Origin of the sequence: Ligilactobacillus aviarius subsp. aviarius DSM 20655 (genome assembly GCF_001436315.1) — a bacterium.
Classification (GTDB): domain Bacteria; phylum Bacillota; class Bacilli; order Lactobacillales; family Lactobacillaceae; genus Ligilactobacillus; species Ligilactobacillus aviarius.
The window spans coordinates 1-23,910 of record NZ_AYZA01000018.1; the positions used below are offsets into that span (position 1 = coordinate 1).

General features: G+C 36.9%; 18 protein-coding genes and 1 pseudogene. 15 read left to right on the plus strand and 4 right to left on the minus strand.

Annotation, left to right across the window (positions count from 1 at the left end):
- Together FC33_RS03525 and FC33_RS03530 are read left to right on the plus strand one after the other, a co-directional pair.
- A partial coding sequence (locus FC33_RS03525; RefSeq protein WP_155519390.1) for an LPXTG cell wall anchor domain-containing protein occupies positions 1-879 on the plus strand: 879 nt, incomplete at its 5' end.
- 393 nt (positions 880-1,272) lie between these two features.
- Entirely contained in the window at positions 1,273-4,632 is a 3,360-nt protein-coding gene (locus FC33_RS03530) for a M60 family metallopeptidase (protein WP_057827245.1), read from the plus strand.
- 68 nt (positions 4,633-4,700) lie between these two features.
- Here the strand turns inward: FC33_RS03530 and FC33_RS08580 are convergent, their stop codons facing one another.
- Entirely contained in the window at positions 4,701-4,820 is a 120-nt protein-coding gene (locus FC33_RS08580; protein ID WP_146993461.1) for an IS3 family transposase, read from the minus strand.
- Positions 4,789-4,896: pseudogene (locus FC33_RS08550) on the minus strand (helix-turn-helix domain-containing protein); the annotation flags it as partial. The gene FC33_RS08580 and the pseudogene FC33_RS08550, both read right to left, overlap by 32 nt.
- 649 nt (positions 4,897-5,545) lie before the next feature.
- Here FC33_RS08550 and FC33_RS03535 point away from each other — a divergent pair.
- The 8 genes from FC33_RS03535 (at position 5,546) to FC33_RS03570 (ending at position 16,208) form a co-directional block, all read left to right on the plus strand.
- A complete protein-coding gene (locus tag FC33_RS03535; protein WP_057827246.1) occupies positions 5,546-6,604 on the plus strand; it encodes a sensor histidine kinase in 1,059 nt (352 codons plus the stop codon).
- Positions 6,605-7,132: 528 nt separating this feature from the next.
- The gene (locus FC33_RS03540) at positions 7,133-8,593 is read left to right on the plus strand and encodes an LPXTG cell wall anchor domain-containing protein (RefSeq protein ID WP_057827247.1); all 1,461 of its coding nucleotides are present in this window, start codon (positions 7,133-7,135) and stop codon (positions 8,591-8,593) included.
- A gap of 248 nt (positions 8,594-8,841) precedes the next feature.
- Entirely contained in the window at positions 8,842-9,822 is a 981-nt protein-coding gene (locus FC33_RS03545; RefSeq protein ID WP_057827248.1) for a Gfo/Idh/MocA family protein, read from the plus strand.
- 117 nt (positions 9,823-9,939) lie between these two features.
- Positions 9,940-10,446: an AAA family ATPase gene (locus tag FC33_RS03550; protein ID WP_057827249.1), complete on the plus strand. Its 507-nt coding sequence runs from the start codon at positions 9,940-9,942 to the stop codon at positions 10,444-10,446.
- Between the two features lie 60 nt (positions 10,447-10,506).
- Positions 10,507-11,502 (plus strand): LacI family DNA-binding transcriptional regulator, encoded by a 996-nt coding sequence (locus tag FC33_RS03555; RefSeq protein WP_057827250.1) that lies wholly within the window; start codon positions 10,507-10,509, stop codon positions 11,500-11,502.
- Between the two features lie 209 nt (positions 11,503-11,711).
- Positions 11,712-12,659, plus strand: a complete 948-nt coding sequence (locus FC33_RS03560; RefSeq protein WP_057827251.1) for a LacI family DNA-binding transcriptional regulator — start codon at positions 11,712-11,714, stop codon at positions 12,657-12,659.
- A gap of 104 nt (positions 12,660-12,763) precedes the next feature.
- Positions 12,764-14,443 (plus strand): alpha-glucosidase, encoded by a 1,680-nt coding sequence (locus FC33_RS03565; RefSeq protein WP_057827252.1) that lies wholly within the window; start codon positions 12,764-12,766, stop codon positions 14,441-14,443.
- A 1-nt stretch (position 14,444) separates the two neighbouring features.
- Positions 14,445-16,208 (plus strand): glycoside hydrolase family 13 protein, encoded by a 1,764-nt coding sequence (locus FC33_RS03570; RefSeq protein WP_057827253.1) that lies wholly within the window; start codon positions 14,445-14,447, stop codon positions 16,206-16,208.
- Positions 16,209-16,317: 109 nt separating this feature from the next.
- On the opposite strand, the gene FC33_RS03575 is transcribed toward FC33_RS03570, so the two are convergent.
- Positions 16,318-17,211, minus strand: coding sequence for an alpha/beta hydrolase (locus FC33_RS03575; protein ID WP_057827254.1), 894 nt, complete (start codon positions 17,209-17,211; stop codon positions 16,318-16,320).
- A 161-nt stretch (positions 17,212-17,372) separates the two neighbouring features.
- Here FC33_RS03575 and FC33_RS03580 point away from each other — a divergent pair, with 161 nt between their 5' ends.
- The 5 genes from FC33_RS03580 to metG all read left to right on the plus strand — a co-directional run bounded on the left by FC33_RS03580 (position 17,373) and on the right by metG (position 23,451).
- Positions 17,373-18,632, plus strand: a complete 1,260-nt coding sequence (locus FC33_RS03580; protein WP_057827255.1) for a sugar ABC transporter substrate-binding protein — start codon at positions 17,373-17,375, stop codon at positions 18,630-18,632.
- A gap of 84 nt (positions 18,633-18,716) precedes the next feature.
- Positions 18,717-20,009 carry a carbohydrate ABC transporter permease gene (locus FC33_RS03585; RefSeq protein WP_057827256.1) on the plus strand — a complete coding sequence of 431 codons (1,293 nt, stop codon included), beginning with the start codon at positions 18,717-18,719 and terminating at the stop codon, positions 20,007-20,009.
- Between the two features lie 14 nt (positions 20,010-20,023).
- A complete protein-coding gene (locus FC33_RS03590) occupies positions 20,024-20,890 on the plus strand; it encodes a sugar ABC transporter permease (RefSeq protein WP_057827257.1) in 867 nt (288 codons plus the stop codon).
- A gap of 106 nt (positions 20,891-20,996) precedes the next feature.
- Positions 20,997-21,818, plus strand: coding sequence for a DUF1189 family protein (locus FC33_RS03595; RefSeq protein ID WP_057827258.1), 822 nt, complete (start codon positions 20,997-20,999; stop codon positions 21,816-21,818).
- Between the two features lie 37 nt (positions 21,819-21,855).
- A complete protein-coding gene (gene metG / locus FC33_RS03600) occupies positions 21,856-23,451 on the plus strand; it encodes a methionine--tRNA ligase (RefSeq protein WP_057827259.1) in 1,596 nt (531 codons plus the stop codon).
- A gap of 172 nt (positions 23,452-23,623) precedes the next feature.
- On the opposite strand, the gene FC33_RS03605 is transcribed toward metG, so the two are convergent.
- Positions 23,624-23,899, minus strand: coding sequence for a DUF1827 family protein (locus FC33_RS03605; RefSeq protein ID WP_057827260.1), 276 nt, complete (start codon positions 23,897-23,899; stop codon positions 23,624-23,626).
- Between the last annotated feature and the right edge of the window lie 11 nt (positions 23,900-23,910).

Sequence of the window (23,910 nt, forward strand, 5' to 3'; positions counted from 1 at the left end):
AGCTCATCAAGCAAGAAGTCAAGCTCAAACATTAAGAGTTCATCAAGCAGCAAGAAATCATCAAGTTTGAAGAGTAATTCAAGCAAGATTTCAAGCAGCAGCAAGAAGAGTTCAAGCGTAAAGAGTTCATCAAGCAAGAAATCAAGCTCAAGCATTAAGAGCTCATCAAGCAGTAAGAAGAACAACGCAAAGAGTTCATCAGTTGCATCATCAATGAGCAGTAGCAATACTGAATCAAGTTCAACAATGAACACAGCTTCCGAATCGACAAGCAAGCCAGGTAAGAACACTGAAACAAGTGTGAAGGTACCATCAAAGGCTTCAACGATCAGTTACGTAAACAAGTCAACTGAAAAGTCAGTTCCTGTAACTGTAAGCAGCACAAAGAACACAATGGTTGAAAGCTCAATTTCATCAGAAGTTCGCAATGGATCAGGTTCAGCTTCAACAGCATACAAGCCAACCCTTGTATCAAGTTCAATGAACGTTCCAGCAACAAGCTGGTCAAATAAAATTGTGAACGGAAGTTCAGCAACAACTGTTGGAACAACGGTAATCACATACTCACAAAGTGAAATTCCTAACAAAGCTAAGACAAACAATAACATTACGAACAACAACCACAATGTAAACAAGGGCGGCGTTACAGTTGTTGGCAACAACAATAACAACGGTAACGGTAACAACAACGTTCAAGGCGGTCAAACAAACCAAGGTGGACAAAGCGCTCAAGGAAACAAGAGTGGCAAAGGCAATGGCAACGGTCACGGTGAAGGCTTACCACAAACTGGTGAAGCAGCTGCTTCAGCAATTGTAGGCTTAGGAATCGCATTGATCGCAATTTCAGGAGTAGTTGTTCTCGAAAAGAAGAAAAACTAATTTCTGAAACTGAAGATAAAAAGTCTTAGAATCAGTAAAAGCTGGTTTTAAGGCTTTTTTTGTTGAAATAATTTTGATTTTTTTATTAAGACCGAAAATTTAATATCGGAACGATAATTTGTAAAAGCTTAAAAAAGATTAATATTCACTAATAATAGTGAATTATATAATGAAGGAATTTATTAATATTCACTATATATTTAAAAAGTAGTGCAAAATTTATTTGCAAAGTATGGGATACTTCGAACATTTTAACTTGTTTTAATTGACAAAGAATTATTAAGCATTCATAATATTATTCGGAATTTTATAAAAGAATAATTTTTATTCAATTCCAAGGTGAGTGTAAAACTTTATGGGGAAATTTAATAGAAAGGAAGGCGTAAGTGAATAATGAAAAATAAGTTTAAGATAATCCTGATTGGATTAGCTTCATTATTTTTTGCATTGACTTTCCCAGGAAAAATCAATGCTGCAACGACCGGCTATGGTCCTTCATCAGCTAAAGTGACGGATACGCAAAGTGTATATACGTTACCGCCGCAACCAGCTTGTGAAAGTCCAAAAGGGGCTGGTCAAGATCGGCAACCATTAGGATATGTATTACGGCCTGGTGGTTCAATTACGATCACAAACAATTCAGATATTGGATTTACAGTCCAACTTTCAAACAATAATAGTGCTGCGACGATCAGTAAAAGTGTTCCAGCACACTCAACGGTTACAATCAAAGCGCCAAATCCTCCGCTTCCACAAACAACGAAGGCTGGAAAGGAAGTTAAGGATAATGCGAACGACGTTGATTTAGTTCCGTTCATTTTAACTCCACGGACCAATAAAACATCCGATAAAATATCATGCAATGTGACAGTTCAGGGACCGCACGCTAAACTTCCAATATTTAGTTATACAAATGATAATCAGGCGACTTTTATGGATGAATGGAAACAAAGTGGAAGTTACGCCTTGATTCAAGGTAAAGGATTCCAAATAATGCTCCCGACTGATGCTCAGAGTTATGTTGAAAACATGGATAAGGCACCGGAAGGAGTGGATGCGGAAGGACAACCTAAACCTGTTCCAGAGGGGCAAAAGTATGTTTGCCATAATTTAATGGACGTTCTCCATTTCTATGATGATGTTTTATATCCAACTTATGATAAAATTGCCGGATTATCGACTGATGCAAAGGAGCCGTATAATAAATTAGTTCCCGGGAAGTATTTCTATACTTCAGATATTAAGTTTGCAGGTGGTGCTAATTACAGTTCTGCGCGTACAGAAGATGGTGGAGTTGATGATGCACTATGCTGGCTTCAACCTAATTGGGTTTTATTTCATGAAACCGGACATGGTTATCAAACACGTGAATTAGGAGGTAAAGAAGCAGATCAACATGTAATGGAAGTCTCAAATAACATTTTAGGTAATTACATGTATTATTATATTTTATTTAATGGCGATTCAAAGGGAGCCGATCAATATTCATGGAATTATATGAGTGCTAAAGGGGCTAATAAAGAACAGATGGAGACAGATGTTCATAACATTCTTGTTGATAACAATTGGTCATGGGATCAAATTTTACCGCATAATGGTGGCCGTGGTAAGCATCTTGGATTAATTTTGTTGCAAAACATGGTAGAGAAAATGACCTATGCGGGATGGACTGAAGTATATCAAATGGATCGGCAACAAGTATATGAAGCTAGCCAGAAGAAAGAAACGGATTTAAATGACAAATTAATGAATATTTGGAATTTAATTACTAAAGCTGCAGCGGACCATGGTTACGATTATACAGCAATCATGGATGAAATCGGAAAGACACCCCAGCTTCCGCTTTCACAAGAAGCGCGGCAAAAACAAGATAAAGCAGTGAACTTCTTATGGTACTTAATGCCTAAGGCCTCATACAATCAAGTTTATGCCGTAGTTCAGGAACTTGCTAAGGCTGATCCCAGTTTAATTTATGATTCAAACTTCACTTTAGTAACTCCTGATCAGACAAAAGCATTAAATCTTAATGGTAAATTAAACCTTACAATTTATGATCTGCCATCATCATGGGCCGGGAAAACGATTAACATTATGAATGGTAATCAAGTATACGGAACGTTAACGATTGGACCAGATGGCAAGTGTAGTTTAAATAATATTCCACTTGGAACTTATACATTGGCTGGACTGCCTGATAGTAGTCATGAATTAACGAATTATTACGTTACTGTAACTGATGATCCAACATATATGAATTCAACGGATGTTATTCCGCATTCAGAAAGTTCGTCAACCTCATCTTCAACTTCAAGTAACAAGCAGAGCAGTTCAAGCATGAGCTCATCAAGCAAGATTTCATCAAGTAGCAAGAAGTCAAGTTCAAGCAAGATTTCAAGCAGTAGTAAGAAGAGCTCAAGCGTAAAGAGTTCATCATCAAAGAAATCAAGTTCAAGCAAGATTTCATCAAGTAGCAAGAAGAGCTCAAGTATTAAGAGTTCATCATCAAAGAAGTCAAGTTCAAGCAAGGTTTCAAGCAGTAGCAAGAAGAGTTCAAGCGTAAAGAGCTCATCATCAAAGAAGTCAAGCTCAAGCAAGATTTCAAGCAGCAGTAAGAAGAGTTCAAGCGTAAAGAGCTCATCAAGCAAGAAGTCAAGCTCAAGCATTAAGAGCTCATCAAGCAAGAAGTCAAGCTCAAGCATTAAGAGTTCATCAAGCAGCAAGAAGAGTTCAAGTGTAAAGAGCTCATCAAGCAGCAAGTCAAGCTCAAGCATTAAGAGCTCATCAAGCATTAAGAGCTCATCAAGCAGTAAGAAGAGTTCAAGTGTAAAGAGCTCATCAAGCAAGAAGTCAAGCTCAAGCAAGATTTCAAGCAGCAGTGCGAAGAGTTCAAGTGTAAAGAGCTTATCAAGTAAGAAATCAAGCTCAAGCGAGGTTTCAAGCAGCAGTGCGAAGAGTTCAAGTGTAAAGAGCTTATCAAGTAAGAAATCAAGCTCAAGCGAGGTTTCAAGCAGCAGCAGTAATAAGAGCTCAAGCGTAAAGTCATCAGTTGAATCAAGCAGTAAAGAAGTTGCAAGTTCATCATCAAGTAGCATCAATACTGAATCAAGTTCAACGATCAACATGGTTTCAAGTTCAGCTAACAAGCCAAGCAAGAACACTGAAACAAGTGTAGAAGTACCATCAAAGGCTTCAACAATCAGTTACGTCAACAAGTCGACTGAAAAATCAGTTCCTGTAACTGTAAGCAGTGAAACGAACACAATGGTTGCAAGTTCAATTTCATCAGCAGTTCGGACAGGATCAGGTTCAAGCTCAATGATCAACAAACCAACGTTGGTATCAAGCTCGATGAACGTTCCAGCAACAAGTTATTCAAAGGGAATTGTGAACGGCAGTTCCGCAACGACAGTTGGAACAACGGTGATCACATACTCCCAAAGTGAACTTCCAAATAAGGAAAGTAACAGTGAAAGCATCGTCAGCAAGCCAACGGTTAATACAGCAACAACGCAAAACATGACTGTAATTAACAACAATAATCACAGTCCAAAGCAAGGCGGAGTCGCAGTTGTTGGTAACAACAATGGCAACGGCCAAAGCGGTCAAGCTGCTCAAAGCAACAAGGGCGGTAAAGGCAATAGTCACGGCGAAGGCTTACCACAAACTGGTGAAGCAGCCGCAACTGCTGCAGTTGGCTTAGGGATTGTATTGATTGCAATTTCAGGAATCGTTGTTTTTGAAAAGAAAAAATAGATTCTTGAGATGAATAAAAGTCTTAGAGATTTTGAAGTGCAAGACAAAAGTTAGATAAAATTGAATTATCAAATTATCAAGGCGTGATTTCGGTATTCAACCGGAGTCATGCCTTTTGTTTTTAAAGTCGTTCTAACAGTATTAAAATATTGAACGTCAAGTAGAGACCTGCAACGATAAAATGTCAAAGCGGGTTGCTACTTCAGCCATCGAATCCTCGTGAGCTTGGTAATAGTTTATTACATTTAATTTGAAATCAGCAGTAAAATTCCGTTTATGCTGCCATTACTTGAGAGCACCAGGTATCCTAGATATTTAACGGCCCCCAATATAGTATTTCTCACTTAAATCATTGATACTCTGCGCAGTTGAAAAATATTCATGAACAATCTGTGCATTTAATTCGGGTCCATACAAAGAGTGCCTCACAATCATTAGTGTCTAACAATTGTAGGGCATTTCACTGACTCTAAGACTTTTTATTCATTAGAAAATGATATTCAACAGTTAAGAAAATTTAAAATCGGGGATATTCATGGATAATGAAACTAATTGAAAATAAAATGGTGTATACTAGTCTGTATTAGGAAATTAGGAGCAAGTATTTATGTTACAATTTTTGTCTTTTTTTATTGAACCTTTACATATCATTTGTTTTTACATTCTATTTTGTACTCAAAATTGGCAATATATACGCGAGGCCCGTTCAAATAAGTTTATTAAGTTAGCTATTTCAGTAATTATATTGGTTGTAATTCAAGTGGTAATTGAACTTGGCCTCATTCCTATTCCATGGTTATTTTTCTTATGTACAAATGTAGTAACAATTCTATTTCTAATAGTAATTACCTATTTGTGCTTACGCCGACACGCCAATTCAGATTTAACATTGCGAATTAATGTGTTGCTTTCCATGGATATTTTTATTGCGATTCAAATTTTTTGTGCATTTTTAGATAAGTCATTAATGGTAATTTGCCGTAATATTACGGTTGTTCACCCAATGCTGGTTGTTGTGATTATTCACAATATAATTGAAGCAGCTCTTTCATTTTTTATGGGAATAATTTCAGCCCGACTATATAAGTTGAATCGCATTATTGATAAAAAAGTTGACCGGCAAGTTCATCGCATTGTAGTTGTAATGTTTATTATTATGTATGCATTAACATTGATTTTTACTGTAATGCAAAAACTTTATGATCATGTTGAAAATTTATTGATATTTTTGATTATCCAACTAATCTTTTTCTGGATTTTATATTTCTCAATTAACCGGCGTGAAAAACAAAGGATTCATAATGAACTGGTTGAAAATCGATTAAGTAATTTAAAAGAATATACTGACCATCTAGAACAGGAACAGCGTAAGTTACGGAAATTCAAGCATGATTATCAAAATATGCTTTTAAGTTTGGAAGAAAACTTACGGTCGTCTGATTCGCAAGATGCGAAGGATTATCTTCAAACATTTAAGCAATATAGTGATAATTATATTAGTGAAAGTGGTTTATGGATGTTTAATGATTTTGACAACGTTAAAACACCATATTTGAAAAGTATTTTGATTAATAAAACATCTCAAGCTACAGAACAGGGAATTGATGTTCACTTTGAATGCAGATACGATGTTGACCAAATTGCAATGGAACCCTACGATTTGGTTCGAATTGTAGGAATTGCCTATGACAATGCAATTGAAGCAGTTCGTAATTTGGATAAAAATCATCGGAAAATTAATGTGATGGTTTACCGGACCAAAGGACAGACGGAAGTTACGATTGCTAATCCAATGCAAACCGCTGAAAACCTGACTCATTTGAAAAAGGAAGGCGTGACTACCAAAAAAGGGCACTCTGGACTTGGACTGGCAAATATTGAAGAAATTAGCGCTAATTATTCGAATGTTTTGGTAAACTACCGCGAGGTTAAAGGCTGGTTTACTATTCAATTTACGATTATGGATAAGTAAAAATGGAAAAATAATTAGTTTTAAAAGAAATCCAAACAATAAAAGAGCGTTGCGGGTAAGGATGCTTGAATTTGGTTTGCCTTGCGTTGATTGTGTTACAAACGTGTTTGATAGAAGAGATTGTAACGTGCCGTGCGTTACAGCCTTTTTTTATGGCTATAAAAAATAATTTGATTAAAATTTGAGATATAGTTATAAGATGGATATAAAAATTTAATTTTCATTATGCGCAACATTATTCTTAATTCTTTCTTAATAATTAGTAATTATAAATGAAATTGGTTGCTAATTAAAATGTTAAAAAATAAAAATTTAACGGCATAAATGATTGATATATCAATCATTTATGAGAGAAAAATAGATTTGAAAAATGCCTTTTAATTAAACAAAAAATCATGAATTTTATTAATAAAAATTCATAAAAATGCCAAATTTATTTCACAAACCATCGACATTTAATATTTGTTTTGTTATAGTACCTTCTAGTGATTAGCAATCATTATATAAAAAGATAAGGAGTGAGTAATCATGGCCAATCACAAAAATCTTAAAAAAGTAATCGCTGTTTCAAGTATGGCAGCTGCAACAATGGGTGCAGGTGCAATGGTAAACGCTGATAACGTTCATCAACAACCAGTATCTTCATCTAAATCAAGCATTTCAACAAAGGTTTCATCAGAATCACAATCTGTTAAATCAAGTAGTAAAGTTGTATTGAAGTCATCACAAGCTTCGTCAGCTAAGGCAACCACATCATCAGTTGCTTCATCAAGTTCAAGCGCGGTTGCTTCATCTTCATCAGCAAAACAAGCTGCTCAACCAATGAACTTGGCTGCTACGGTTACACCTTCAATGACAAGTGCTCAACATGACACAATTCAAGACGATATTAACAATGTAAATAATGTGATCAACAAGTACCAATCAGATCATTCATTGCCGGTTTCAATGGCAAGTTCAAACTTCGGTACAGACCTTGTTACAGATGCTCTTGGCGACTACACAAGCGGCTTAGCAACTAAGGAAGAACTTCAAAAGGATGTTCAAAAAGTTCAAGGCGTTCTTAACGACGACAAGGATGCTTTAGCTAAGGAAACAAATGCTCACGCAAAGGAAATCCTTCAAGCTCAAGTAAAACTTGACCAAGACGCATACAACTTATTATCACAAGCTGTAAATGGTAATGCTTCACAAGCTTCAAGCTCAAAAGCCTCATCACAATCATCAGCTAAAGCCTCATCACAAGCTTCAAAGAAGAGCGAATCAAAGGCTTCATCAGCATCATCAAAGAAAGCTTCATCAAGTTCAAAAGCTGATAACAAGAAAGCCTCATCACAATCATCAGCTAAGGCTTCATCACAAGCTTCAAAGAAGAACGAAGCAAACGTTACATCAGCTGTTAACGCATTGAAGAATGACGCTGACAAGTACCAAAACTCAAGTGACGCAATCACAAAATCATATGCTCAAGAAGTACAACAATGGTTAGATACCGTTCAATCATTTGCAAACAATGGTCAAAACGGCTCAAATGATGAAATCAACTTTCTTAAAAATGATATGAAGTCACTCGAAGACACATTGAATGCTAGTTGGTTTAAGGGTAATGCTCAAACAAAACAAATTATGCAAGACCAAATTAATGCTGATAAGGCAATGTTGGCTTACTTAACAGGTCAAAACCAAGCTTCATCAACATCATCAAAGAAGAATGATGTTAAGGCATCAGCTAAGAAAGCATCAAGCAAGAAAGCTGTTAAGAGCAACGGCATAAAGAGCAATGCCAAGGTTGCTGCCAAGGCAGTTAAGGCTAACCACCAAGCAACAGTTTCAAGCAAGAAGGCTGCTGAAAAGCACGCAACAGCTAACTCAGCTAAGAAAGCTTCAATGCCACAAACTGGTGAAGCAAACAACGCTGGTATTTTAGCCGGAATCGGTGCCCTTGCAATTGCTGCAGCTGGCGCATTCTTATTCCGTAAGCGGGGATAATTAAGAATTACCTTTGAGTCACAGACAATCACGTCTGTGGCTTTTTTATATGGTTGGAAATAGTGTTGGGAAGGATGTTCGGTGTAAATAGAATGATGATTGATTTTTTTATCAGATTTATTAAAATGTAAGTGAAAAGGGTGAGGCTCACACAGCTGTGTGGGCTTTTTTATTTTAATGTTATGTAAGCGTTGTCCTAACTCGAATTTACTTATATAATACAAGTAAACGTTAATGGAGGAAAAATAATGAAAAAGTACAATTGGGCAATTGTCGGCACCGGCTGGGCAGCCAGTGATATGGCGGATGCATTAAATAAAGAAAATGGCGAAATTTACGCAGTGGTCAATCCGCATAAGGAACATGCTGATCAATTTGCGGAAAAGTATCAGGTAAAAAAGACGTATTATGATTATGCAGCAATGCTTGCGGATCCCAACGTGGATATTGTTTATATCGCAACCCCGCATACATTTCACTATGAACAAATCAAGCAAGCATTAAATGCTGGTAAGCATGTCTTTTGTGAAAAGGCGATCACCGTTAATGCAGCTCAATTTGATGAAGTTGAACGGCTTGCACGCTCAAAAAATCTGATTTTGACAGAAGGATTTACGTTATATCACATGCCACTTTACCGCAAAGTTAAGCAATTGATTACGGACGGCAAACTGGGCGAAATCAAAATGGTTCAGGTCAACTTCGGTAGTTTAAAGAACGATGATCCGACGCAACGATTCTTCAGCAAGGATCTTGCAGGCGGTGCGTTGCTTGATATCGGCGGATACGCAACGGCATTTGCACGGATGTTTCTTGATACGCCGCATGTGGCTGAAACGTCGGTTAAGTTTTTTGAAACCGGCGTGGATGAAATGTCAGGGATCATTTTGAAAAACGCGAAGGAACAAATGGGAGTAATTAGTCTTTCATTCCGGGCCAAGCAACCGAAACGCGGCGTTGTTTCCGGAACAAAGGGGTTTGTTGAAATCAATAATTATCCGCGGGCAACGGAAGCTGAGATTACGTACACATCTGATGCGCATACTTCAACGACTGACAAAATTAGTGCAGGGAAAACCGATGAGGCATTGCAATATGAAGTGCGCGACATGCAACGGTACATTGAACAGGGGCATGATGATGGCGAATTAGAATTCAGTCGCGATGTGGCCCACATTTTAGATGATGTGCGTTCTGATTGGGGAATGCGGTATCCATTTGAGAAATAGAAAGGTGAGGCGTGGTTGGAAACCAACGCCTCATTTTTTGATATCATTTTATTAGATTCGACATTAAATCACCCTAAATGATATCGAATAATTGGACATGATAGCGAAAGGCAGAAAATGAAGCGAGCAGAATTAGTAATAATTGCTGGAATCAATGGTGCCGGGAAAACGACTTTTTACCAGCAAAATCACCAACGGTTTGATCAATTTACATATATTAGTGCGGACGAATTCCTGCAAAAGATGCACGGTAATTGGCGCAAAAGTGATGATCAGATCAAGGCGCTGCTGCAGACGAATGCAGCAATTCGAGAATTGATCAATCGGCACGCAAATATTGTTTATGAGGTGAGCTTGGGTGGCAATGTTCGCAGCGTAGTTAAAATAATGGACTTAGCCCATTCAATGCACTATTCTGTAACGGTGATTGAAATTCGAATTCGGGATGCGGCCCTTGCCGTTGAACGGATTTTGCAGCGATTCAAAGCAGGCGGTTTTGGCGCTGATCCGGCATTGATCACGAAGCGGTTTACGAACCTTGAATCCGACTTTGCTGAGCTTGAGCGTGCGGCGAATCATGTCGTTAAGTTTGATAATACCCAAGCACTTATCAAATTGAATTGATTTTAATTATTATTGAACTATAATTTTAATATTAGTGAAATAAAGAAGAGGAAATTGAAAATGGCAACAATAAAGGATGTGGCACGCGAAGCCGGCGTGTCACCATCAACGGTTTCGCGAACTTTGCATGACAGTTCGTTAATTAGTCAGGAAACCAAAGAGAAAATCTGGCGGGCGATGAAAAAATTAAATTACTCACCGAATTTTGCGGCGCAAAATTTAGCAAATAACACTTCAAATATCATTGGGGTAATTCTCCCGCCGAATGAGGAATCGGTTGCGAATAACCCATTTTTCGGGCAAATTTTACAGGGAATTACTTCAGTTTGTAATCAGCAGGCCTACATGGTATCAGTTGCGACGGGAAAAGACAACGCGGAATTGATTGAAAACGTTCAGATGATGATGGAACGTGGCCAGGTCAAACGGTTTATCGTTACTTTCTCTCAACAAAGCGATGATGTCCTCGAATATTTAGACCAAAACGATGCTGAATACGTTCTGATTGGAGAGCCAATCAAAAACATCGCCGAAACGCTGTATGTCAACAACGATAATGTGGCTGCGGGAAAGGATGCAACGGAGTACCTGCTTGATAACGGTTATTACCATCCGGTTTATGTTTACGAAGATTTAGAGGAAATGGTGCAAAAGGATCGTTTCATCGGCTATTCGCACGCAATGGAAGCGGACGAGCGGACACCGTTAAGCTATCAAATAAAAAAAGAACATACCAAGGAAGAACTTCAAGAATTCATTGACCAGCACCCCGAAGTTGATTCAATGGTTGCTTGCGATGACATTATGGGCGTAACGTTGCAAAACGGCTTGCTGGCCATTCATCGGAATTTGGCTGATTACGGAATAATCAGCTTCAATAATTCATTGTTTGCCCGGGCTTCGCATCCGTCATTGACTTCGGTTGAAATTTTCCCAACTTCTTTGGGGATGGAAGCGGCAGTACTGGTTTTGAATGTGGATGATCGGGATTTTACAAAGGTGAAACATGTATCAGTTCCACATAAAATTGTCGAACGGGAATCGACAAAAAGATAAATGAGTAAGAGCAGGTAAAAAGCCCGCTTTTTGTGTATTTTTATAAAATTTGAATTTTAAAATGACCGAAAAGTAGAAGCCAAATATAGGTAATTGTAATTTTTGACAGGAATTAACGCAAGAAGTAGTTTTAAAAATCCATATATTAACTTAAATAAGAATATGATATTATAATCATGAAATAGGAATATTGAAGGGGAAGTAACAGTATGACGACCTTAAAAGATGTTGCGCGTGAAGCAAACGTTTCGCAAATGACGGTTTCAAGGGTTATCAACCATCCTGAGCAAGTTACAGAGGAGTTAAAACAGCTTGTTTATGATGCAATGAAAACTTTGAATTATCATCCTAACATCGCTGCAAAAGCGCTTGCGAATAATCGGACGCAAGTTATTAAGTTTGTGATTCTTGAAGAAATTGATACGGTTGAACCGTATTATATGTATTTACTTACGGGAATTGCTAATGAACTTGAAAAACATCAATATACTTTACAGTTGGTAACTCATCGCAATGTTAGCCTTGGCGACTGTGATGGGTACATTATAACCGGCGCTCGTAATAAAGATTTTGAATGGATTGATACGATTAAAGAACCAGTTATTATTTTTGGTGAGAACCGCCATGGTTACGATTATATTGATACTGATAATGTTGGTGGAATTGCCAAGGCAACACGATATGCAATTAAGCAGCATTACGCAAACATTAATTTTATAGGAATTGATATGGATGAACCATTTGAGTATTCACGAGAAGAAGGATATATTCGTGAAATGCAAAAAGAACATTTGGTTCCAACGATTTTTCGATGTGTTAACCGGTCAACGGCAGCCCGGAAATTAATTGAAAAAAATTGGAAGAGCTTTAAGCCTAATACAATGTTTATTTGTTCATCAGATCGAATTGCTTTGGGAGTTGAACGGGCGGTTCGTGGTCAGAATGGAAAGATTCCGCAAGATTATGGAATTATTGGTCATGATGGGGTATTTCTTGACCAAATTGCTTTTCCGAAATTATCTACGATTCGACAAAATGTTGTTTTTATGGGAGAGCAATGTGCAGTTTCAATCTTAAAGAAGATTTTCTTTCATAATGTTTCGGTTGGAAATCAGCATTTTAAGTCAGAGTTGATTTTGAGAGATACCACTCGTTGATTTTTATTAAATTATGATAGCGCTAACATCAATATCTGTATTGAATGTTAGCGCTTTTTTATTTACGATAATATCGGGAAGAAAGTAATGAAAGAGGGATATTTATGGAAGCTGATTGGTATAAAGACCGAGTTGTTTATCAAGTATATCCAAAAAGTTTTAAGGATACAGATGGAGATGGAATTGGCGATCTTCGAGGAGTAATTGAAAAAATCGATTATATAAAAGAGCTGGGGGTAAATACGATTTGGCTAAATCCAATTTTTGTATCTCCGCAAGTCGACAATGGATACGATATTGCAAATTATTATGCAATTGACGAGCGGTTAGGATCAATTGAAGATTTTGATGAATTGGTGATGGCGGCTCATGAACGAGGAATAAAAGTCATTCTTGACTTTGTAATGAACCATACATCAGATCAGCATCCATGGTTTAAAGATGCCTGTGAAAATAAAGATAGTATATATCGGAATTATTATTTATGGGCGAAAGGAAAAAATGGAAAATTGCCTAATAACTGGGCATCATTTTTTGGCGGAAGTGTTTGGGCAAAAGATCCGATTGTAAAAGATAACTACTATTTTCATCTATTTGATGAACACATGCCAGATCTAAATTGGGAAAATCCTGAAGTACGGCACTCGATGTATCGGATTGCAAAATTCTGGATTGATCATGGAGTTGATGGCTTCCGACTAGATGCATTTATTCATATTGCCAAGGCAGACTTTAAACAGGATGTTCCAAATAGCGGAGAAAAAGGGTTAAAACTGGCTGAACAATTTTATGCTAATTTACCAGCAGTCCAGACATATCTACATGAATTTATTCAGCAAATTAAATCATTAAAAGAAGATTTATTCATTTTAGGGGAAGCAGCAAGCGCTAATGTTAATTTAGCGGTGGATTATACTAACCCACAAAACGGGGAATGTGACACGGTTGTTACTTTTAGATACTTTGATGAGAAAAAAGACAATCCGTTACCTAATCTTCCAATGGATGGACAACCATTTCCACTTGACTTTACCAAGTTGAAAAGTACGATGGTTGAATGGCAAAAGAAGCTAGAAGGAATCAGTTATCCGGTATTATATTGGAACAACCATGATATGGCACGAATCTTAACTAAAATAAATGTTAAGGAGCCATATGCAAAAGGCGCTGCAAAAATGTTAGCGACGTTGATGTATCTCCAAAGGGGAGTGCCATGTATTTACTATGGTGAAGAGCTTGGAATGAAATCAATGCTAATGAGTGATATTAGGGATTTTCATGATCAGCAGGCCTATGGCTTCTATGAACATGCGATTATGAATGGATATTCAAACGATGAAGCATTGAAGATTATTAGCAGGGCCCACAAAATGGCAGCTCGCGGACCAATGGTATGGAATAACCAAGAATACGGTGGCTTTTCAACGACGGTTCCATGGAATTACGGTAAAGATAATACTCAACCGGTAATTGAACAGCTAAAAGATCCAACAAGTGTTCTTGAACATTACCGTGGGGTTTTAAAGATAAAGAAACAACCGTTATTTATTGATGGAACATATTATTTAGAAAATACTTCAGATGATCTTTATGTATATCATCGAATTTTAAACGATCAAGAAGCGATTGTAATTTGCAACCTTACTGATAATGAGCAGAGATATGAAAATAGGGAGCAAAGAAAATTAAAATGCATTTTAAGCAGTGGAAATATTAGTCTTAATGATAACGCTTTGTATTTAGGACCGTATGCAAGCGGGGTATTTATGATGGGAGTGAAATAAGATGGAAATTTCAGCAATTTATCATCGACCAGATAGTGAAATGGCGTACTTAGTTAATGAAGATCTCTTTCAAATTCGACTAAAAACCAAACACAATGATTTAAAGAAAGTAGAATTATTATACGGTGATCCATATGGTACGAAAGTTAACGAAAAAGATCAAAGCGAATGGGCACATGATGTTTTAGCAATGGAAAGAAAATTTCAATCAGAATATCATGACTATTGGATTGCTAATATCAAGGTTCCGACTAATCGGTTACAATATGCTTTTCATTTAGTAGGAAACGATGACAGTGAATATTTATATGATGACCGAAAAGTTGTTAAGTACACCGATGAAGCAATTCAAAAGTTAACATGTTTCCGGATGCCTTACTTACATCAAATTGATCGGATTAAGACTCCGGATTGGGTAAAGAAGACTGTTTGGTATCAAATTTTTCCAGAACGGTTTGCAAATGGTGATCCTCAAAATGATCCTCAGGGAACTCTTCCGTGGGGAAGTGTGGCACCAACGCGTGAGAATTTCTTTGGTGGTGATTTACGTGGAATAACACAGAAGTTAGATTATCTGAAAGATTTAGGAATTAATGGAATATATCTTTGTCCGATTTTTACTGCCTCATCGAATCACAAGTATGATACAATCGATTACTTTAACATCGATCCAAGTTTCGGTACCAAGGAAGATTTTAAGGAATTAGTTGATCAAGCACATGCTCGCGGGATGAGAATAATGCTGGATGCGGTCTTTAATCATATGGGTGATTTTTCAATGCAATGGCAGGATGTAGTAAAGAACGGTAAAAAATCACGTTTTGCAAACTGGTTCCACATAAAAAAGTTCCCGGTTTCTTATAAGAAAACAACAAACAATGAGTTTGCAACTGATATTACCTATGAAGTATTTGCGAATACCCCACATATGCCGAAAATCAACACTGCTAATCCGGAAGTAATTGATTATTTACTCAATATTGCAACTTACTGGATTAAGCAATTTGACATTGATGCCTGGCGATTAGATGTTGCAAACGAAATCGATCATCATTTCTGGCAAAAGTTTTATCAAGCTACTCATGCAATTAAGCCTGATTTCTATGTTGTAGGTGAAGTATGGCACTCGGCTCAAGAATGGGTCGGACATGATGAATTTGATGCGGCGATGAATTATCCATATACAGAATCTCTGATTCAAGGGACGGTATCACAGGAAATCACATTGAAAGAAATGGTTTCGATGTTAAATGAACAATTAATGCTTTATCGGGATCAGACGAATCAAGTAATGCTTAATTCACTTGATACCCATGATACCGTTCGATTATTGAGACTATGCAAGGAAAATAAAGATTTAGCACGCCAAGCATTGGTATTAATGTTTCTTCAACCTGGAAGTCCATGTATTTACTACGGAACTGAAGTGGGAATGACCGGTGGATTTGATCCAGATAATCGGAGATGTATGATTTGGGATTCAACCAAGCAGGATCATAAGATGTTTCAATTTGTTCAAAAGTTGATTGCATTCCGAAAAGAAAATGCTCAACTTTTAAGTAAAGGAGAAATTCAATGGCGTAAGGTTGACGATGTTCATAAAGTAGTTGAAATTGAACGTCGAATTAATAAACAAAAGGTCAAGGCGATTTTTAATTTTGGTCAAGATAAGATTACAGTCGATGAAGATGTTTTACCAGCTATTGAACAAAATTTTGAAAACGGTAATTTGCAGTCGCAAGGGATGGTAATTTATCAAGAATAGTAGTATATACCTTTTAATACCAATAGAGTAATAGCTTTATTGGTATTTTTATTTTGATATAAAACAGTCTTAGATACTAAAAGAGCATCTAAGACTATTTTTAATAGGTTTATTTAATATATTTACGATAAAAATTCATTTCATCTCGATTACATTTGGTAGCAATTGGATCGCGTTGATCAATGTGAAAAACATGACCTCGAGGATGATCTTGGTCACCGTAAATGTGTAATTCATGAGTGATTCCCTTTGCCATTAGGTATCCATCTAAGCGAATCATGGAATCGTGTGGGAAAGTCATATCATGATTGGCAGTCATAAGGAATATTGGCGGTAGTTTTTTTGTCATGTACTTTTCCGTATTTAATCGTTCATGATTTTTAGCGACTACTTCTGGGGGGAAATAAGCTTTAATTGCACCCTGGATTATTCCCGGAATTTTTAAAAAGCAAGCTGCACAATTAAGTGTAGCAGCTCGAACTGTTAAATGAGGTTTCTTATAGCCGAATAATTGACGGTATTCGTCGTTAAAAAGAATTGTTAGATATTGTTCAGCCATTTGTCCGCCAGCACTGTCTCCAGAAATAAAGACATTATTTAAATCAAGGTCATATTCATTTCCATGTTCAGCAACCCAATGAAAAACTTTATTAACGTTGTCCAGCTCTTGAGGAAATTGAACATCTGGTGCTAGAGGATAATTGAAATTTACAAAACCAAAACCATTTTTTGCGAGGTTCATTCCGTAGAATTGATATGTTTCTTTTGTACCATAACACCATCCACTGCCGTGAATATGAATGATGGTTGGAACTTTTTCGCTTCTTTTCTTAGGCAGATAAATATCTAGTAAGTTCCAGAGCGGGTCATCCCCATATTGCAAATCATTAATCCGTTCAACTTCGGGAATACTTGTAGGAAGCCCTTTATCACGCTGACCATCACTTATTTTGCAATCTTTTCGCATATTAAAAACTGCTTCTTTAACACTTTGAGGTACCATTTAATACATCTCCTTATTTTTATTACGGCTTTATATTAGCACTTTGTTACAAATGTTATATTCTGTTAACGCTAACATTCTGAAAGCGGTTGCAAAACTGTGAGAAAAGTTTAATATTATAAGTGTAAAGAAGATGGCATAAAGCCCAAGGAGGTATTTTTATGAAAAAGGGTATTAAAAAGTTAGGGATTGTGGCTGTTGCCGCTGGCTTAACTGCACTTGCACTTGGCGGGTGTGGCAATAGCAAAAAAGCTGACAGCGGTGAAAAGACAATCACGGTTTCAGTTGATAAGAACTACTACAAATACGCTGAAAGCGTAAAGGGTGAGTTCGAAAAGGAAAACCACTGCAAGGTTGTTGTAAAGAAGAATCCAACAATGGATACTTTGCAAAAACTTTCACAAGATGAACAATCAGGAAATGCAGCTGATGTAATGCTTGCACCATATGACCAAGTTGGAACATTGGCAAAGCAAGGCTTACTTGCAAATGTAACCTTACCAACTGACGGTCGTTACAATAGCCGTGATAAGCAAAACGTAACGTTAAAAGGCAAGCAATACGGGGATCCTGCAACAATTGAAACTTTAGTTGAATATTACAACAAAGACTTAGTTAAGGATGCACCAACAACATTTGATCAATTATCACAGATGTCAAAGGATCCAAAATATGCATATGCGCATGACAAGTCAAAGAACGTTGCTTTCCTTTGCCAATGGACAAACTTCTATAATGCATATGGGGTAATCAAAGCATACGGTGGCTATGTATTTGGTGACAATAACACAAATCCAAAGCAATTAGGTTTAGATACTCCAGGTGCTGTTGATGGAATCAAGTACATGACAAGTTGGTTTAACATCTGGCCAAAAGGGATGCAAGCAACAACATCAAATGAAAACTTCATTACATCACAATTTACAAAAGGCAAAACAGTTGTTGTAATTGATGGACCTTGGATGGCTCAAACATACAAGAAAGATGGTATGAAAGACAACTTAGGCGTTGCAGCATTGCCAATGTTACCAGGCAACAGACAATATCAACCATTTGCTGGTGGGAAAGCTTGGGTAGTTAATGCCCGTTCAAATCAAAAAGCATTAGCTAAGAAGTTTATTAACTACTTAACAACTGAAAAGAATCAAACATTGTTCTACAAGGATACACAAGAAATTCCGGCTAATGATCAATCACGTGCAGCAGCCGTTAAGTCAGGTGATCCATTAGCAGTTGCCGTTAATAATCAATATCAAAAGTCTGACCCAATGCCAAACATTCCTGAAATGACAGAAGTTTGGACTGGAGCACAAAATCTACTTGTAAATGCTGCTTCTGGCAAGGAAACACCTGAACAAGCTGCAAAACAAGCTACAAAGCAAATTAAGCAACAAATCAAGCAGAAGTATCACGTAAACTAATGTAGATAGAAGTGTGAAAGAGTTTAAGAATTTCAGATCCTTAAACTCTTTTCTTTATGAATCTCATACAAGGAGAGAAGAACAATGAAAGAAAATAAGCAAAGTCCGCGGACTTCGGCCTTATTGTCCATTATTCCTGGACTGGGACAGTTTAAAAACGGACAAAAAGTAAAAGGTGGAATTTTTCTAGGATTATTCATTCTGTTTGTAATTGAAATGGTCTTCTTTGGAGGAAATGCGCTTGTTGGATTAGTTACCTTGGGGACTAATCCAGGGGTGGATAACTCAATGTTCTTGATGGTTCAAGGAACGTTGCAGTTATTAGTAACGATTATTGCGCTTTTCTTCTACGGCGTTCAAATTCGCGATGCATACCAAACCGCAGTTCGAATTCAAAAAGGAAAAGAAGTTGAAGATGGTTGGAAAGGTATTCGGGATTCATTGGCAACAAATGGTTTTCCATACATGTTAACTTTCCCGGCATATGCCTTAATGATCTTTGTCATTATTTTACCGGTTCTTGTTACTTTATTTATGGCATTTACTAACTACAACTTCAACCACGTTCCGCCACAGTCTTTGATTAGTTGGATCGGAATTCAGAACTTCCACGACATGTTCTTCTTAAGTTCATATCGTGCAACGTTCCTTTCAGTATTCGGTTGGACTCTTATTTGGACATTTGCGGCAACGACTCTTCAAATTACATTGGGAGTATTTACAGCGGTTGTAGCTAACCAAAGCTTTATTAAAGGAAAACGGTTGTTTGGAATTATCTTCTTGCTTCCATGGGCCGTTCCAGCATTTGTAACAATCATGAGTTTTTCAAACATTTTCAATGATTCGGCCGGTGCGATCAACGTTCAGGTTATCCCATTTTTGAATCATTTATTACCGTTTTTGCACTTGCATGGTCTTCCATGGATGACCAATCCGCTTTGGACAAAGGTCGCTTTGATTATGATTCAAGGATGGCTTGGATTCCCATACATTTATGTTTTAGTTACGGGGATTTTGCAATCAATTGATCAAAACCTATATGAAGCCGCAACAATTGATGGGGCAACGGCAATTCAAAAGTTTAACCACATTACATTGCCAGCAATTTTAGCAGTTGCAGCTCCAACATTTGTAACTCAATATACATTTAACTTCAACAACTTCACGATCATTTACCTGTTTAATAACGGGGGTCCTGGAGATGTCGGCGGCGGTGCCGGAAGATCAGATATTCTGATTTCTTGGATTTATAAGTTGACAACAAGTAATACGCCGCAATATGGACTTGCTTCAGCAATCACATTGTTGATTTCGGCAATTGTTATCGGCGTATCACTGGTTGTCTTCAAGAAAACCCACGCCTTTAATATGGATTAAGGGGGATGAGATAAATGGCTGAAAAAATAAAGAAAACAACGACAAGTTCGATTAAGCGTAAAAGATTTTTCCAACATTTCTTTACGTATCTGTATATGATAATTTTATCGATTATCATTTTGTATCCATTAGCAATTACATTTATTTCAGCATTTAAGAATGCTAACTTACAAGCATTCACATTGAACTTTAGCGGACCATGGTCATTAGATAACTTTAAGCAATTGTTCTCAACAACGTTATACGGAACATGGTATATGAACACGTTGATTATCTCCGTAATGACGATGATCGTTCAAGTTGCTGCGGTCACACTGGCAGGATATGCGTACAGCCGGTATAACTTTGCAGGTAAAAAGTGGTCATTGATCTTCTTCTTAGTTGTTCAAATGATCCCAACAATGGCTGCATTAACTGCTTTCTTTGTATTAGGATTATTAGTTCACGGGTTAAACAGTTTCTGGTACATCACATTGGTTTACATCGGTGGTGGAATTCCAATGAATGCTTACCTGATGAAAGGCTATTTCGATACTGTTCCATATGACTTTGATGAATCTGCTAAACTTGATGGAGCTGGAAACTTTACGATTTTCTGGAAGATTGTCTTCCCATTAGTTAAACCGATGGTAGCTGTGCAAGCCTTATGGGCTTTCATGGGACCGTTCGGAGATTATATGACCGCAAGTTACTTACTCCGTGCACAAAGTAAATGGACGGTTGCAGTTGGGTTACAAAGCTTCATTAGCGATGCTCAAAACCAGCAATTTGCATTGTTTGCTGCAGGAGCAATCTTAGTTGCTTTACCGATCTGCTTATTATTCTTATACTTACAACGGTACTTCGTATCAGGTCTTACTGCTGGTGGTGCCAAAGGATAATTTTAACAACGTTAATAGAAAAGGACTGCGTTGGCAGTCCCTTTTCTATTAGGAAGATAATGTTATACAATTTTTACTGTAAGAACTTTTCAAGGAGCGTATTAAAATGACTGATAAATTTCCATTTAGTTACTTTTCAACGTGGATTAATCCACAAAAAATGTTTACTAACCGAAAAAAATTATCATGGGGACAGATGATTTTAACGTTGGTATTTTCATTTGCATTGATTTTGCTAACAGTTCCGGTATATTATGCAAGGCAGTCAAGTGTTAATTTAGGAATGTTTATGCCTAAAGTTAACCGGATGTTAAAGAATCAAGATCTGCAAAAAACGATTCATCAGACTCCATATCACGATGGGACGTTTGATTTTAAAGGTGAGAAGGTAATTGAAAATAGTTCGAATGGAATTATCGGCGTTAATATTCCATCAAGTTTAGAGAAAAATTATCGAAATGGCATCTTCTTAAGTGATCAAGAGGTTGTCTTAAAAGAAAATGGGACAACATCAACAATTCGATTTATGAAAGACATTAATCCAAGTAAAGGAAACTTCTACTCTAAGATTTCTCAAACATGGTTCCGGATCAATCGAATGGGAGTAACTTTTTCAACAATGTATATGTTAGGTGCAATTGTATTATTTACAAACCTCATTTTCTTATTTATTGGGGCATTCTTCCTGTGGCTAACCCGTAAAAGTTCATTTACGACGATTGCAACGTTTAAAGAGGCCTGTGCAATATTTGATTATGTGATTGGACCGTCATGCTTTATTACTGCAATAGTAGGTTTCTTTAAATTTGATATTTCAATGATTATGATGGTTGAAACTTTAGTGGCTGTTGTTTATCTATTGATGATTTACGGCAAGACTCACTTTAATGATGAATATGTTGCTAACCAGTTTATGATTCAGGAATGAAACTTATAAGCGTCAGTAAAGAAAAGGGGAAGATTTTATGAAGAAAAATATTTTTATTGGCGGTGCGTGGCCATATGCCAATAATACATTGCACGTTGGGCATCTAGCATCGCTATTGCCTGGAGACGTTATTGCAAGATTTTTTAGACAAAGTGGGAATAATGTAATTTATGTTTCAGGAACGGATTGTCATGGTACGCCGATAACCGTGCGAGCACAAAAGGCAGGAGTGGCCCCGAAAGATATCGCAACTGAATATGATAGCGAATTTAGGAATTTATTTAACAAATTAAATTTTTCATATGATGATTACTCCAATACAATGAGGCCGTATCATCTTAAACGAGTTCAAGAGATGTTTAAGAGGATATATCACAATGGATATTTATATCCTAAAAAAGAGCTTCAGGACTATTGTCCAATTGATAATAAATTTTTAGCTGATCGTGAAATTGAGGGGCATTGTCCTTATTGCGGAGGATTTGCACGGGGAGACCAGTGCGAAGAATGCCTGCATACATTAAATCCAAGTCAGTTAAAAGATAAAGTATGCAAAATATGTGGGAAAAGTGCATTAGAGCAGCGTGAAAATGAGCAGTTGGTATTTAAGTTATCGGCTTTTCAAAAATCATTAGATGACTGGTTAAAGCAGAAAAGTGACGACTGGCGAACAAATGCCGTGAATGAAACCCAGAAATATCTAAAAGATGGATTAAAAGATCGGGATGCGACGCGTGATATTGCATGGGGCGTACCGGTAGACATTGAAGGCTTTAAAGACAAAAAGGTTTATGTATGGTTTGAAGCCGTATTAGGCTACATTACAGCCGGCGAGCAGGCTTGTCAAAAGAACGGACTTAATTTTGATGATTTTGTAAAAAACGATAATTGTAAAATATACTTGGTCCATGGAAAAGATAATATTCCGTTTCATACAGTTATTTATCCAGCATTACTTTTAAGTTTAAAAGAGAATTATCGGTTGCCAGATGAAATCATTAGTAGTGAATATGTAAATGTTAACGGCGAAAAAATGTCTAAAAGTAAAGGCAATTTTGTATCTGTAAAAGAACTTCTAGAGAAGTATCCGGTAGACTTAATTCGATTTTATTTCAGTGTAAAAGGCCCAGAAAAAAGAGATATGAACTTTATTGAACAGGATTTAATACATTTTAATAATAAGGTTCTTGTGGGTGGCCTAGGGAACTTTATTAATCGAAATCTTTCATTTTTAAATAAGAAATGTGATGGGAAAGTGCCACGAAAATTAATTTCGGATCAATTACAACAAAAGGTACAGAGTGCGTATGTCGAGATTGGAAATCTTTTAAAAAAAGGAGCAGTTAAGGAAGCCGCTAAAAAAATTATTGACATGATTGCATTTAGTAATAAATACTATGATGAACATACCCCGTGGATTTTATTTAAAGAAGATCGGGATAAGTTTTATCAGGTATCATTTGAATGTATTTATTTGATTATTAATCTAGCGAATCTTCTTGCCCCTTTTATTCCTGAAACATCAAATCGGATTTTTGAGATGTTAAATTTTCAACCAAATGGATGGAAGGAACAAGACATGGGTGGAAATGTTGAGTTAGATGATGTAAATTTACTATTTAATCGAATTTGATTAAAAGAAGGTGTGACAAAACGTTAAAAACGAGCGTGGTGGAAGCAGAAAAGCGAACGAATCGCGCCAGCATAGATTCGGAGGTTTGCGTCCTTCCACGCAGCTCGTTTGTTTTGGAACCCGATTATGCGGATATAACAAAGAGGCTGCGACTTATGTCACAACCTCTTTTTTAAATATTAATATTTATTTCCACTAACTTGCCTTGCTTAGTTGTCACAGCCTGATCAGCTTCGTCACCAAGTAAATTATTTTTGACAAAATTAATTTCTTTTTCAGTGACTGGACGAACCTTATTAGAAATTACGATTTCGGCAACATTTCTTTTCTTTCGATATACGACCCGTGAATTACCTAAAGTGTAGATTTTGATGAAATGAGCCGTTGTTTTAAGGAGTTGTTGCCGAATTGTTGCGGCATAACTGTTAGTTACATCAATAAGCTGCATGGGTATCACCT

Coding starts and splice junctions, on each gene's coding strand:
- FC33_RS03585 (WP_057827256.1), top strand. CDS start 18,717: ATGAAAGAAAATAAGCAAAGTCCGCGGACTTCGGCCTTATTGTCCATT.
- FC33_RS03580 (WP_057827255.1), top strand. CDS start 17,373: ATGAAAAAGGGTATTAAAAAGTTAGGGATTGTGGCTGTTGCCGCTGGC.
- metG (WP_057827259.1), top strand. CDS start 21,856: ATGAAGAAAAATATTTTTATTGGCGGTGCGTGGCCATATGCCAATAAT.
- FC33_RS03560 (WP_057827251.1), top strand. CDS start 11,712: ATGACGACCTTAAAAGATGTTGCGCGTGAAGCAAACGTTTCGCAAATG.
- FC33_RS03605 (WP_057827260.1), bottom strand. CDS start 23,899: ATGCAGCTTATTGATGTAACTAACAGTTATGCCGCAACAATTCGGCAA.
- FC33_RS03550 (WP_057827249.1), top strand. CDS start 9,940: ATGAAGCGAGCAGAATTAGTAATAATTGCTGGAATCAATGGTGCCGGG.
- FC33_RS03540 (WP_057827247.1), top strand. CDS start 7,133: ATGGCCAATCACAAAAATCTTAAAAAAGTAATCGCTGTTTCAAGTATG.
- FC33_RS03595 (WP_057827258.1), top strand. CDS start 20,997: ATGACTGATAAATTTCCATTTAGTTACTTTTCAACGTGGATTAATCCA.
- FC33_RS03570 (WP_057827253.1), top strand. CDS start 14,445: ATGGAAATTTCAGCAATTTATCATCGACCAGATAGTGAAATGGCGTAC.
- FC33_RS03575 (WP_057827254.1), bottom strand. CDS start 17,211: ATGGTACCTCAAAGTGTTAAAGAAGCAGTTTTTAATATGCGAAAAGAT.
- FC33_RS03530 (WP_057827245.1), top strand. CDS start 1,273: ATGAAAAATAAGTTTAAGATAATCCTGATTGGATTAGCTTCATTATTT.
- FC33_RS03590 (WP_057827257.1), top strand. CDS start 20,024: ATGGCTGAAAAAATAAAGAAAACAACGACAAGTTCGATTAAGCGTAAA.
- FC33_RS03555 (WP_057827250.1), top strand. CDS start 10,507: ATGGCAACAATAAAGGATGTGGCACGCGAAGCCGGCGTGTCACCATCA.
- FC33_RS03535 (WP_057827246.1), top strand. CDS start 5,546: ATGGATATTTTTATTGCGATTCAAATTTTTTGTGCATTTTTAGATAAG.
- FC33_RS03565 (WP_057827252.1), top strand. CDS start 12,764: ATGGAAGCTGATTGGTATAAAGACCGAGTTGTTTATCAAGTATATCCA.
- FC33_RS03545 (WP_057827248.1), top strand. CDS start 8,842: ATGAAAAAGTACAATTGGGCAATTGTCGGCACCGGCTGGGCAGCCAGT.